Source organism: Gordonia sp. UBA5067, assembly GCF_002414845.1.
Classification (GTDB): domain Bacteria; phylum Actinomycetota; class Actinomycetes; order Mycobacteriales; family Mycobacteriaceae; genus Gordonia; species Gordonia defluvii.
The window spans coordinates 52,942-65,396 of the sequence record NZ_DIAX01000002.1; the positions used below are offsets into that span (position 1 = coordinate 52,942).

The following is a 12,455-nucleotide window of genomic DNA, read 5'->3' on the forward strand; positions in this document are numbered from 1 at the left end:
AAAGGTAAAGTTGGAACCGATCGGCGTCGCCGAGCGTTACAAGCAATGATAGAGCCACCAAAGTCCTCCCCAACCATGAAGGAGCATGCTGTGCGAGAGTCCAGCAATCCCGTGATGCGCGGCGTCGTCCGCGATAACGAGAAGTCGGCGCCATACGCCGGCTTCGGGCAGATGGTGCCCGGCGCACAGAGCGTCATCCTCGACTCGGCCGGCCAGCCGCAGTACGCGCCGGCCCAGGCCGGACGCACCATGACCATTGACGATGTCGTCGCCAAGACCGGTATCACCCTGGCCGTGCTGGCCGGTTTCGCTGTCGCCGCATACGCGGCCATCCAGGCGAACACCGGTTTGGCGATGCCGCTGTGGGGCATCGGCATGGTCGGCGGCCTCGTCCTCGTCCTCGTCGCGTCCTTCGGCCGCAAGCAGGACAACCCGGCCATTGTGTTGGGATACGCCGCCTTCGAGGGCCTCTTCGTCGGCGCCATCTCGCACATCTTCGCCAACTGGAACATCGGCGGCGGTGTTGCCGAGGGCGGCACCAACGCGGGTGCGCTCATCGGCCAGGCCGTACTGGCCACCTTCGGCGTGTTTTTCGGGATGCTCGTCGTGTACAAGACCGGCGCCATCCGGGTGACACCGCGGTTCACCCGCATGCTCGTCGCCGGCATGATCGGCGTCGTCGTCCTCATGCTCGGCAACCTGGTCATCGGCCTGTTCACCCATTCGGCCGGCATCCTGCGCGACGGCGGACCGATCGCCATCATCTTCTCCCTGGTGTGCATCGGCCTGGCGGCGTTCAGCTTCCTGATCGACTTCGACCAGGCTGACCGCCTTATCCACGCCGGCGCTCCGGCGAAGGCGGCCTGGGGCGTGGCCCTCGGCCTGACCGTCACCCTGGTCTGGCTGTACATCGAGATCCTGCGCCTGCTGAGCTACTTCCAGCGCAACTGACGCGCACCAACAGCAGCGGCCCCGAGGATTGCCTCGGGGCCGCTGCTTGTTGTCCGATCAGCTCAAGCGCTCGAGCACCATCGCCATGCCCTGCCCGCCGCCGACGCACATCGTCTCGATGCCGAAGGTGCCGTCGTGGGTCTGCAGGTTGTTCAGCAGGGTGGTGGTGATGCGGGCACCGGTCATGCCGAACGGGTGGCCCAGTGCGATCGCACCACCGGAGACGTTGAGCTTGTCGTGGTCGATGCCCAGTTGGTCGGCCGAGCCGAGAACCTGCACGGCAAACGCCTCGTTGATCTCGACAAGATCGATGTCGGCGATCGTCTTACCCGCGATCCGCAGGACTTTGCGGACCGCTTCGATCGGGCCCAGGCCCATGATCTCGGGCGAGAGGCCGGTGGCCGCGGTGGCGACGATGCGCGCCAGCGGCGTCAGGCCCAGCTCTTTGGCCTTGGTGTCGCTCATGATGACCAGTGCGGCGGCGCCGTCGTTGAGCGGGCAGGCATTGCCGGCGGTCACGGTGCCGTCCGGCCGGAATACCGGCTTCAGCCCGCTGAGCTTCTCGTAGGTGGTGCCGGCGCGCGGCCCGTCGTCGGCGGTCACCGTGGTGCCGTCGGCAAGGGTGACCGGGTCGATCTCGCGGGCGTAGAAGCCGCTGGCGATCGCAGCCTCGGTGCGGTTCTGACTGAGCACTGCCCACCGGTCCTGGTCCTCGCGCGAGATGCCGGTGAACGCGGCGACATTCTCGGCGGTCTGGCCCATCGGGATGTACACGTCGGGCAGGAAAGCATCGTTGCGGGGATCGTGCCAGGTCCCGGCACCGCCCAGCGCGGCCTTCTCCGTGCGGGCCTGTGCCTCGTCGAACTCGGGGTTCTTCGAGTTCGGCAGGCCGTCAGCGGCCCCGGAGATGCCGAATGACGAGACGCTCTCGACCCCGCCGGAGATGATCACGTCGGCCTCGCCGGCCTTGATGGCGTGCATGGCCATGCGGGTGGTCTGCAACGACGACGAGCAGTACCGGTTGACGGTCACGCCCGGTACGTGGTCGAGGCCGAGTTCGACCGCCACGACCCGGGCGATGTTGTAGCCGCCCTGGCCGCCCGGCTGACCGATGCCCCAGTGGATATCCTCGATGTCGGCGACGTCGAGCTGCGGGACCTTGCCGAGCGCGGCGGCCACCATCTGGCGGCTGAGTTCGTCGGGACGGACGTCTTTGAGGGACCCCTTACCGGCGCGGCCGATGGGGGAGCGGGCATGGGCGACGATGACTGCTTCAGGCATGTCGGTCACATTACCCCGAGGCGCTATCGGGCGAATGCGGACGGCAGCAACCGCCTCAACCGGTTGACCAAGCGGCGCGACTCGGCGACCTCGGACACCTCCGGCGGGTTCGGCAGCGGCCCGCCCCACTCGCCGACGGCGTCGAGGACCTCGGGCAGCAGGATGCTCGCGGCGAGTGCATAGCCCGCCGCCGAGGGGTGATAGTTGTCGGTTGAGAACATGTGCTCGGGTCGCGCGAGGAACTCTTTGGCGAGGACGTCGGCCAGGGGTACCCCGCGTCCTCCGTGGCCGCGTACCGCGGAGCGCTGAGCGGTGGCCAGCCGCAGGCTGTACTGGCGGATCACCCAGCGCAACGGCTGCGGGATGGCGGTGATGACGCCGAGGTCGGGGCAGGTGCCGACGACGACTTTGGCGCCGGCGTCGACGAGGAGCTGTACCGCCTGGCCCAGCCGGCGGGCCGATGCCCGCACCCGGTTCACCGCGGTGACGTCGTTGGCGCCGATCAAGATCACCGCGACGTCGGGGCGGGACTTCGCGATCAGCGACGCATCGATTTGCGCGGCCAGGCCTTTCGAAGTGGCCCCGACGATCGCCTTGTTGCTGTAACGGACCGTCTTACCGGTCTCGCGGACCAGGTTGCGGACGAGCTGCACGCCCGGTGTCTCTTCGGCGGTATCCACCCCCAGGCCCGCAGCGGTCGAATCCCCGTACACCCCGAGATGGAGGTCGACGTCCATGCCGCGGGTGTAGGGAATCGGCCCCTGACCGTCGGGGAGGTAGACGCCGTCGCCGTTGGGCGCGTTGTCGGTGCGGTGCGGGATGATCTGACGGGCGTGCGCCGCCTGCGAGTTCAGATAGCTGTAGGCGGCATACGACGCGGCGGCGCTAGCACCGGCGGCCACGACCGTCGCACCGACGTCGCGGAGGAGCCGGTCGGCCTTCTCATCGGAATCAGCTGACGGCACGGGTTGAACACTACTGTGTTCGGCCCGTGCGGACCGGGAACCACGGGGCCGGTGTGCCCAGTGGCCAATCGGGTGCGACGATAGAAGTATGCGCATCGCCAATCATGTGATCGACCTGGTCGGCAACACGCCGCTGGTCAAGCTCAACTCGGTGGTCGAACCGGGGTCGGGAACCGTCGCCGCCAAGATCGAGTACCTCAACCCCGGCGGCAGTTCCAAAGACCGCATCGCGGTCAAGATGGTCGACGCCGCCGAAGAGGCGGGACTGCTCAAGCCAGGCGGGACCATCGTCGAACCGACGTCGGGCAATACCGGCATCGGTCTTGCCCTGGTGGCCCAGCAGCGCGGATACAAGTGCGTGTTCGTGTGCCCGGACAAGGTCGGCGAGGACAAGCGCAACGTGCTGCGTGCCTACGGCGCCGAGGTCGTCGTGTGCCCCACCGCGGTCCCGCCGGAACACCCGGACAGCTACTACAACGTTTCCGACCGCCTCGCCCGCGAGATCCCGGGGGCGTGGAAGCCGAACCAGTACGTCAACCCGGCCGGCCCGGCGAGCCACTATGAGACGACCGGACCGGAGATCTGGCGCGACACCGACGGAAAGATCACCCACTTCGTGGCCGGCGTCGGCACGGGCGGCACGATCACCGGTACCGGCCGCTACCTCAAAGAGGTGTCCGGCGGCGCGGTCAAGGTGGTCGGCGTCGACCCCGAGGGATCGGTGTACTCGGGTGGATCCGGACGGCCCTACCTCGTGGAAGGGGTGGGCGAGGACTTTTGGCCGCAGGCCTACGACCCGAGCGTCCCCGACGAGATTATCGCGGTCTCCGACGCCGACTCCTTCGAGATGACCCGGCGCCTGGCCCGTGAAGAGGGCCTGCTCGTCGGTGGCTCCTGCGGGATGGCGGTCGTGGCAGCGCTGCAGGTCGCCAAGCGCGAGGGACCCGACGCGCTGGTCGTCGTGCTGTTGCCCGACGGTGGTCGCGGCTACCTGGGGAAGATCTTCAACGATGAGTGGATGAGTAGTTACGGGTTCCTCCGTTCGACCCTCGACGGCCGCGATGCTGCCGAGCCGACCGTCGGTGACGTGCTGCGCGACAAGTCCGGGGCCCTGCCCGACCTCGTGCACACGCACCCGTCGGAGACGTTGCGCGATGCCATCGAGATCTTGCGCGAGTATGGCGTCTCGCAGATGCCCGTCGTCGGTGCCGAACCGCCGATCATGGCCGGCGAGATCGCCGGTGCCGTGACCGAGCGCGACCTGCTCTCGGCGGTGTTCTCCGGTGCGGCCAGCCTCGCCGATCCGGTCTCGAAGTTCATGGGGGAGTCGTTCCCGCTGATCGGCTCCGGCGAACCGGTTTCCGCCGCGACCAACGAGCTCGGCAAGTCCGATGCGCTGATGGTCGTCGAGGACGGCAAGCCGATCGGTGTGATCACCCGCCACGACCTGCTGGCCTTTGTGACCAAGCACCCCATCGCCGGAGGAAGCCATGACTGATCGAGACATTGCGGGACAGGGTTTCTCGACCCGCGCGATCCACGCCGGGTACGAGCCGGACCCGCAGACCGGTGCGGTCAACGTGCCGATCTACGCCAGTTCGACGTTCGCCCAGGACGGCGTCGGCGGTATGCGCGACGGCTTTGAGTATGCGCGCACCGGCAACCCGACGCGCCGTGCGCTGGAAGCCAACATGGCGGCGCTCGAGGGCGGACGGTACGGGCGCGCCTTCGCATCGGGGATGGCCGCGACCGATGCGACGCTGCGCGCGATGCTGCGCCCCGGGGATCATCTGGTCATCCCCAACGATGCCTACGGCGGAACGTTCCGGCTCATCGACAAGGTGTTCGGCCAGTGGGGGATCACCTACTCGGTGGCCGCCGTCAACGACGTCGACGCGGTGCGCGCCGCGATCACCCCGCAGACCAAGCTGGTGTGGGTCGAAACGCCGACCAATCCGCTGCTCAACATCGGCGACATCGAGGCAATTGCTGCGGTGGCCCATGACGGTGGCGCAAAGCTGGTGGTGGACAACACATTTGCGTCGTCCTACCTGCAGCAGCCGCTGAGTCTCGGCGCCGACATCGTGCTGCACTCGACGACGAAGTACCTCGGCGGCCACTCTGATGTCGTCGGCGGCATCCTGGTCACCGACTCCGCCGAGACCGACGAGGCGATCGCCTTCCTGCAGAACGGCGCGGGGGCGGTGCCCGGCCCGTTCGACGTGTACCTGACACTGCGCGGCATCAAGACGCTCGCCGTGCGGATGGACCGGCACAGCGACAACGCCGAGAAGGTTGTCGAGTTCCTCGGCACACACGCCAAGATCGAGAAGGTGCTCTACCCGGGGCTGCCCGATCATCCCGGCCACGCCTTCGCCGCCAAGCAGATGAAGCGCTACGGCGGCATGGTGTCGGTGCTGGTGGCCGGTGGCCGTGCCGCCGCCCAGGACCTGTGCGCCCGCACGACGGTGTTCACGCTGGCCGAGTCGCTCGGCGGCATCGAGTCGCTGATCGAGCATCCGGCTGCGATGACCCACGCGTCGACGGCAGGGTCGCTACTGGAGGTCCCCGACAATCTGGTCCGACTGTCGGTGGGCATCGAGGATGCCGACGACCTCATCGGCGACCTGGACCGCGCGTTGTCCTAAGCCCGGCGGCCTCGCCGACTGTGCCCGGATTCTCGCCGGCTGTGCCCGGTGCGGCTAGCCGCCGAAGTGGCGGACGGTATCCCTCTTGACGGATCCGAAGGCCAGCGCAGCAACCCTCGACGAGATGGGGGCGGGCAGGGCGACTCCGCCCATCTGCAGCGCGAACTTCCACACGATGCGGGTGCCACCGCCGTCGGCGGGGGTCACTGCCGTGTATTCGCCGAAGTGCTTCAGACCGGGCACCGTGGCGTCCCTGCCGTAGAAGGCGTGCCGGTAGCGGTGCGCGGCGGGGTCTTCATCCCAGATGAAGAACTGCTCGTGCACGGTGACTCCGCCGAGCAGCACCGCGGTACGCGTGGTCATCGCGCCGTGCGGCTCGGGACTGGTGTAGGTCACCCTGGTGAGTGCCCGGCACCAGTCCAGCGTGTTCTGCCGGGCGAACTCCGACCAGACGTGGTCGGGCGCTGCCGGGACGGTGACGTCGATGACGTATCGCGTCGGGGCGTCGTCGAAGAAGGACTCGGTGATCGGGGCCAATGCGAACGGCATGGATCCGAGTGTATTGCCGTCGACCGTCGTGGTTCGGCGTAGGGTGCAGCGATCGTCGCATCACGTTTCTGGAGGCAGGCATGCTGACGCGCGCTCGGGTTCTGGGAATGCTCTTTGCGGCAACACTTCTCGGTGTCGTTGCCGGATGTGGCTCGGAGACCGGCCCGAGCGGGCACGATGCGGCATCGACCGTCTACCTGGGCACGATTCTGACTGTCGACGCCAAGAACTCGGTCGCGCAGGCAGTCTCGGTCAACGACGCCGGACACATCGTGAAGATCGGAACTGAACGCCATGTCCGGGCAGGCCTGCCCGCAGACGTCACGACGGTGCGGCTCGATCCCGGTCAGGTGCTGATGCCGGGATTCGTCGAGCCGCACATGCACCTGGGGGCGACCATCCTTCAGGACCTCATGGGCACGCACAACATCGCACCCTGCCTGCCGCCGCCATTCGAGACCCGCGATGGCGTCGAGTGTGGAAAGCTCGCCGACGTCGCGTCGGCTTTGCAGTCGATGGCCATCGCCCCGGCCGCGGGGAATGCGCCCGAGTTCATCTTCGGGATGAACCTGGACCCCTCGCGCCAGCAGTTCATCCCCGGTCGATGCGGCACCAGCGGACCGGCGACGTTCACGCAGCGGCCGAAGGGCTTCCTCGATGCCTGTGTGAGCAAGGACCGTCCGGTCCTCATTCTCGACCAGTCGGGCCACCTCGCCTACGCCAACGACAAGGCGTTTGCCGCGGTTTGCGGCGGCCAACCGAAATGTGCGGTTCCCGGCGCGGTTACCCAGAACGGCGGCGGATGGGTGACTGACGCCAGTGGCGAATTCACCGGTGAGCTGCAGGAAGCCGCCGGGTACGCCCCGTTTCTGGCGGCCATGGCGAAGAGCAATATTGCGGGGGCAAGCGCCTCAGATCCGGCGAAGCTGTTCACCGAGAACCGGCCCGAGGTGATGAAGTCGATCGAGAAGTTGCGCGCCGCCGGACTCACCACGATCACCGACGGTGGTGTTCAGGGCCGAAACCAGCTCACCGCCGACCAGTTGCTGGCCGATAGCAAGGACTTCCCGTTGCGCGTCACCGGAGCGGTCACCTTTGACACCGCGGCACGGGACGGGATCCAGTCGACCGGACCCGGCTGCGACCCGACCGTCGACCGCGGGTGCGTGCTGCCGCACTGGCTGGGCGCCGGCGGCATCAAGCTGTGGATCGACGGTTCCACCCAGGGGTGCACGGGCAAGCTGGCCCCGCCCGTCGCCTACCGGAGCGGCGGCCACTGTGACACCGGCGGCGAAGGTCGTGCCGACGTCGCGGGTCCCGACGCGATCGTCGCAGACCTCAAACAGTATTGGCTGGCCGGCAACTGGCGGATTCAGCTGCACGCCAACGGCAACGGGGCCAACAGGTGGGCGCTGGAAGCGCTCGCCAGGTTGCAGTTGCAGAAGAAGGCGACCGAACCGGTCCTGCTGATCCACCACACCGTCGGCGACGAGTCGGTGTCGGCGGATCTGGCCAAACTGCGCCGCGGCGACTACGAGGTCGGCGGAAAGAAGGTGCCCGCGCTCGACGTGCGCGTCACCCACCTCATCGGACATGTCGCGTACTGGGGAGATGCTTTCCAGGCGATGTTGAGTTCTGGCGCCGCGCAGAACATCGATCCGATCGGCTACGACCGTGAGTACGGCATACCGTGGTCGTTGCACAGCGACTCGATGGTTACGCCCGCTCGCCCGCTCTGGTATATCCAGCAGGCCGTGACCCGGCAGACCTGGGCATACCCGGACTTCACGATGAGCTACGTGCTGGGCCCCCAGCATCGGGCGACCATCGCCGAAGCCCTGCGTGCGGTGACGATCGAGCCGGCCACCCAGCACGGACTGCAGAAATGGGTCGGGTCACTCGAGCCGGGCAAGGTCGCCGACTTCGTGGTCCTGGGCGCCAATCCCTTGGCGACCGCGCCGGAGAAGGTGGGGGCCATTCCCGTGGTCAACACCTACCTGGGTGGCTCACCCACCAAGAAGTAGTCACGACCAGTCAGTTCAGCGGGAGGCCGCGCTCGAGGAGGTCGAGTGCGGCCAACAGCCGGGGCAACGCGTCGTCGGTTTCGATCCGTTCGCCGGAGGTGGCGATGTGGAACATGACGCCGCTGACCGCGGCGACGAATACTCGAAGGCGGAGATCGTCGATCGGCACACCCGCGTAGTCCGCGATGAACTGGGTGGCCTCGGTGATCACCCGCTCGGTCTCGAGTTGGTGGGCGAACCGAAGTTCCGGGTCGCCGTTGATGACGGCCATCCGGTCGTAGTTCGACGCCCATTCATCAGCGACTCCGATGGCGAAGAGATCGGCGATCATGTGGCGCACAAGGTCGAAATGGTTGAGTCCGGGCGGGATGAGGCGCAGGGAGGCCTCGCGCTGCTCCTGGAGATCGTCGCCGATGATGACCTGTTCTTTCGACTGGAAATAGCGAAAGAACGTCGTGTGCGACACCCCCGCGGCCTGGGCGATTTGCTCCACCGTCGTCGACGAATAGCCTTGTCGCGCAAACAGTTCCATGGCTGCCGTGCGAATGGCGGTGCGGGTGCGGGCCTTTTTCAGGGCCCGCACCCCGCCGGTGCCGGTCACGTTCGGGCCGAGTCCGCGCCCGTCGGTATGCGTGGACATGACTAGGCCGGTGCGGGCTCGAGCCCCCGGTTGCGAACCGCTTCGCCCTCGATGTCGAAGTTGAAGACGAGCTTGTCCAGCCAGCTGGGCAACCCCCAGGCGCGGTCGCCGAGGAGCGCGATCGCGGCAGGTACCACTGTCATGCGGATGATGAACGCGTCAAAGAAGATGGCGATCGCCATGGCGAAGCCCATCATCTTGGCCATGGTGTCCGGTGCCAGCATGAACGCGGAGAAGACGCTGATCATGATGATCGCCGCCGACGTCACCACCCGCGCGCCGTGTCGGTAGCCGGCGATGATCGCGTCCTTGGCGCTCATGCCGTGGATGTACTCTTCGCGCATTCGGGTCACGAGGAACACCTGATAGTCCATGGCCAGGCCGAAGACGACGCCGATCAGGAAGATCGGCAAGAACGACAGGATCGGCTTGGTGTGGTCGATGAGGCCCAGTGCGCCCTCCTGGAAGAACAACACGGTGGCACCGAAGGTTGCCAGCACCGAGAAGATGAACCCGAGCGTCCCGATCAGCGGCACCCACACGGACCGGAAGACGCCGATCATGATCAGGAACGCGAGCCCGACCACCACGAGCAAGTAGGGGATCAAGGCCCTGTCGAGCTTGGCGGTCAGGTCCGACATGATCGCGGTCTGTCCGCCGACGTGAATTTCGGCGTTCTGCTTGGCGATGTCGGGGCTGGTGGCACGGATGCGTTCCACGAGGTCGTGGGTCTGTGGAGACGACGCGGAACTGGTCGGGGTGACCAGGATGAGTGCGGTGTTCGCACCCTCGTTGGGGTTGGGTCCCGTGCCGTTGCCGATCCACCTGACAGTGGTCGGGGCGGCGACGTCGGCCAAGCCCTGGATCTGCTTGACGGCGGCGTCCGCGGCAGCAGTCACCGAGCCGTTGCCGGCATGGACGACGACGAAGAGGTCGGCGCCGGTACCTTCACCGAAACCTTGTTTGAGCAGCGTCTGTGCGGCGACCTCGTCGTCGGAGACGGTGTCCATGCCCAGTTCCATCCGGCTCATCGGGATCGCGGCGAGCGACAGGATCAACAGTCCGCCGACGATGAACGGGATGGGGCGCTTGACGATGGTCCGCCCATACCGCACGCCGAGGGTGTCGGCGGTGGCCGATTCCTCGGCATGGCGGATCCACGGGATCTTGGGGGTGAAGGCGAATCGGCCGACGGCGCCCAGGAGAGCCGGGATCAGCGTAAGGCCGGCGAGCACGGCGACGGCGACGGCGATGGCGGCGCCCAGGCCCATCTGGGTGATCAACGGAATACCGATGACCATCAGCGCAGCGACAGCCACGATGACGGTGAGGCCGGCGAAGACCACGGCTGAGCCCGCAGTGCCGACGGCGCGTCCGGCCGCATCCGCAGGATCGCCCCCTCTGCTGCGCTCGGTCCGGTAGCGCGAGACGATGAACAGGGCGTAGTCGATGGAAACCGCGATGCCGAGCATCGTCACGATGGCGGTCGCGGTCTGGTTCACGCTGACGAACTTGGCCGACACCATGAGCAGCATCATGGTGAGACCGACACCGACCATGCCGGTGATCAGCGGGATGAACGCGGCGACGATGGCGCCGAAGGCGATGATCATCACGACGAAGGCGATGGCGAAGCCCATCATCTCGGCCTTGCCCGGCTGTTCTTGGGCTTGCATCACGCCCATCGTCGCTTCCACCTGTAGGCCGTGGCCTCGATGTTTGGCGAGGATGTCGGTGAGCGCCTGCTTGTTCTCGGGTTTGAGGTCCATGATGCTGGTCGACTGGTGAACCGAGATCAGTCCGACGCGTCCATGGTCGCCCAACACCTTGGGTGCGATCGCGGGTATGGCCTGCGCGGCGATGACCGGGTTGACGATCGCCTTCTTGTCGGCGACGTCAGGCAGGTTCTGCAGGTCGGCCACCAGAGCGTTGATCGCGTCGGTGTGGTTGGCCAGCGTGTCGTCGGGGCCGTTCTTCTTGTCCGTGCCGATGACGACCAGGGTGTTGGCCTCGGTCTGCGACTTGGTCAGATCGGGGAAATACTCCTGCATCTGGGACATGGCGACACCGCCGTCGGTGCCGGGTAGATCGAAGTCCTTGGAGAACTTCGGCTGCAGGCCGCTGATGAGACCGGCGAGAATGGCCAGCGCCGCGACCCAGGCGCCGATCACCCACCATTTGTGGCGGAACGAGAAGCGTCCGAGGCTGAACAAGTATGACGACATGTCTTAAGTGTTACTGACTAACACTTTTTCGTGCAACCGGTGCGAGCCGGTGGGTGGTGAGCATCACGCCGATCGTGCCCAGATTTCCGCCGACGGTGCCCGCACATCTTGGTGTGCTGACAATGTGATGTGGCTAAACAAGATTTGAACGCGTGCCCAGACGAGTCCGCGGAGCCCTCGATTGGGGGTCCTACGCGAACTCGTTCGCCTTTCGGCTGGTACAGGTCAGACGGCAACGAGGTCTCTCACAGGAGACCTTGGCGCATGAAGCCGGCCTGCATCGCAACCAGGTCTCCAATTTGGAACGGGCGCGCAGCAATCGCGAGCCGTTCATCTCCGATCCACAGTTGTCGACGGTCTATCGGCTCGCCGCCGCGCTGGGCGTCCCGCCCGCCGTATTGCTGCCCGACGTCGAATCGATGCTGCCCGAGCAGTCGCCGGAGCTCACCGACGGATCGCGGGTCGAGGCGGAGCTGGGCGAGCGGCTCGCGGGCAAACCCGGCGATGACGAGGTCTAGCGACTCCGTCCACACCCGCCCACCACTGTTTCGTCGATCCGCCACCGATCGGGGTGGGCTCGACGAAACGGCGAGGGAACGAGGCCGGTCAGACGGGGTCGGTCAGCCGTGGTAAGGCTCTGCCTTGACCAGCGTCACCTTCACCTGGGCGCCGGAGGGCACCGAGTACTTGCAGGTATCGCCGACCTTGGCGTTGATCAGGGCCGCGCCGAGCGGGGAACTGGGCGAGTAGATCTCCAGCCCATCGGCGCCACTGTCCTCTCGGGTGGCGATCAGGAATGTTTCGGTGTCGGACTCGTCGCCGTCGTAGTACACGGTCACGACCGAGCCGGGGAGTGCGACACCTGATTGCGTCGGCGCCTCACCGACCTTCGCGTTGTTCAACAATTCCTGCAGCTGGCGGATGCGCGCCTCCTGCTGGCCCTGCTCCTCACGCGCGGCGTGGTAGCCGCCGTTCTCCTTGAGGTCGCCCTCTTCCCGGCGCTCGTTGATCTCGGCGGCGATGACCGGACGGTTGGCGATCAGGGTGTCCAACTCGACCTTGAGGCGGTCGTGCGACTCCTGCGTCAGCCAGGTGGTGTCGGTCATGGGTACTCCTTCTTCTGGTCCGAATTCCGCGCAGCCCGCCTCATTGATGTGGGTCCGCGGAGTGGA

At 66.6% G+C, this 12,455-nt stretch carries 11 protein-coding genes; 5 read left to right on the forward strand and 6 right to left on the reverse strand.

From position 1 onward, the window contains the following. Positions 1–90 precede the first annotated feature (90 nt). A complete protein-coding gene (locus B4M62_RS00390) occupies positions 91–951 on the forward strand; it encodes a Bax inhibitor-1/YccA family protein (RefSeq protein WP_290703539.1) in 861 nt (286 codons plus the stop codon). 57 nt (positions 952–1,008) lie between these two features. On the opposite strand, the gene B4M62_RS00395 is transcribed toward B4M62_RS00390, so the two are convergent. After that, positions 1,009–2,232 carry an acetyl-CoA C-acetyltransferase gene (locus B4M62_RS00395; protein ID WP_290703541.1) on the reverse strand — a complete coding sequence of 408 codons (1,224 nt, stop codon included), beginning with the start codon at positions 2,230–2,232 and terminating at the stop codon, positions 1,009–1,011. Between the two features lie 23 nt (positions 2,233–2,255). Beyond that, complete coding sequence (locus B4M62_RS00400; protein WP_290703543.1) at positions 2,256–3,197, reverse strand: SGNH/GDSL hydrolase family protein; 942 nt, start codon at positions 3,195–3,197, stop codon at positions 2,256–2,258. An 88-nt stretch (positions 3,198–3,285) separates the two neighbouring features. On the opposite strand from B4M62_RS00400, the gene B4M62_RS00405 reads away from it, so the two are divergent. After that, complete coding sequence (locus B4M62_RS00405; protein WP_290703545.1) at positions 3,286–4,695, forward strand: cystathionine beta-synthase; 1,410 nt, start codon at positions 3,286–3,288, stop codon at positions 4,693–4,695. Then, positions 4,688–5,845, forward strand: coding sequence for a cystathionine gamma-synthase (locus B4M62_RS00410; RefSeq protein ID WP_290703547.1), 1,158 nt, complete (start codon positions 4,688–4,690; stop codon positions 5,843–5,845). The genes B4M62_RS00405 and B4M62_RS00410 overlap by 8 nt, the downstream gene beginning before the upstream one ends. A 54-nt stretch (positions 5,846–5,899) precedes the next feature. Here B4M62_RS00410 and B4M62_RS00415 read toward each other — a convergent pair whose 3' ends face one another. Then, the gene (locus tag B4M62_RS00415) at positions 5,900–6,394 is read right to left on the reverse strand and encodes an SRPBCC family protein (protein WP_290703549.1); all 495 of its coding nucleotides are present in this window, start codon (positions 6,392–6,394) and stop codon (positions 5,900–5,902) included. 80 nt (positions 6,395–6,474) lie between these two features. Between B4M62_RS00415 and B4M62_RS00420 the strand changes: the two genes are divergently transcribed. Then, complete coding sequence (locus B4M62_RS00420) at positions 6,475–8,418, forward strand: amidohydrolase (RefSeq protein WP_290703551.1); 1,944 nt, start codon at positions 6,475–6,477, stop codon at positions 8,416–8,418. Positions 8,419–8,428: 10 nt separating this feature from the next. Here B4M62_RS00420 and B4M62_RS00425 read toward each other — a convergent pair whose 3' ends face one another. Both B4M62_RS00425 and B4M62_RS00430 read right to left on the reverse strand, forming a co-directional pair. After that, a complete protein-coding gene (locus tag B4M62_RS00425) occupies positions 8,429–9,058 on the reverse strand; it encodes a TetR family transcriptional regulator (protein ID WP_290703553.1) in 630 nt (209 codons plus the stop codon). Between the two features lie 2 nt (positions 9,059–9,060). Further along, complete coding sequence (locus B4M62_RS00430; RefSeq protein WP_290703556.1) at positions 9,061–11,283, reverse strand: MMPL family transporter; 2,223 nt, start codon at positions 11,281–11,283, stop codon at positions 9,061–9,063. A 152-nt stretch (positions 11,284–11,435) separates the two neighbouring features. On the opposite strand from B4M62_RS00430, the gene B4M62_RS00435 reads away from it, so the two are divergent. Next, positions 11,436–11,801 (forward strand): helix-turn-helix domain-containing protein, encoded by a 366-nt coding sequence (locus B4M62_RS00435; protein ID WP_290703558.1) that lies wholly within the window; start codon positions 11,436–11,438, stop codon positions 11,799–11,801. Between the two features lie 102 nt (positions 11,802–11,903). On the opposite strand, the gene greA is transcribed toward B4M62_RS00435, so the two are convergent. Beyond that, complete coding sequence (gene greA / locus B4M62_RS00440; RefSeq protein WP_290703559.1) at positions 11,904–12,389, reverse strand: transcription elongation factor GreA; 486 nt, start codon at positions 12,387–12,389, stop codon at positions 11,904–11,906. Between the last annotated feature and the right edge of the window lie 66 nt (positions 12,390–12,455).

What these genes read in the sequence shown, in the direction of transcription:
- B4M62_RS00395 (WP_290703541.1), bottom strand. Translation starts at nt 2,232, where the DNA reads ATGCCTGAAGCAGTCATCGTCGCCCATGCCCGCTCCCCCATCGGCCGC.
- B4M62_RS00405 (WP_290703545.1), top strand. Translation starts at nt 3,286, where the DNA reads ATGCGCATCGCCAATCATGTGATCGACCTGGTCGGCAACACGCCGCTG.
- B4M62_RS00410 (WP_290703547.1), top strand. Translation starts at nt 4,688, where the DNA reads ATGACTGATCGAGACATTGCGGGACAGGGTTTCTCGACCCGCGCGATC.
- B4M62_RS00415 (WP_290703549.1), bottom strand. Translation starts at nt 6,394, where the DNA reads ATGCCGTTCGCATTGGCCCCGATCACCGAGTCCTTCTTCGACGACGCC.
- B4M62_RS00420 (WP_290703551.1), top strand. Translation starts at nt 6,475, where the DNA reads ATGCTGACGCGCGCTCGGGTTCTGGGAATGCTCTTTGCGGCAACACTT.
- B4M62_RS00425 (WP_290703553.1), bottom strand. Translation starts at nt 9,058, where the DNA reads ATGTCCACGCATACCGACGGGCGCGGACTCGGCCCGAACGTGACCGGC.
- B4M62_RS00430 (WP_290703556.1), bottom strand. Translation starts at nt 11,283, where the DNA reads ATGTCGTCATACTTGTTCAGCCTCGGACGCTTCTCGTTCCGCCACAAA.
- greA (WP_290703559.1), bottom strand. Translation starts at nt 12,389, where the DNA reads ATGACCGACACCACCTGGCTGACGCAGGAGTCGCACGACCGCCTCAAG.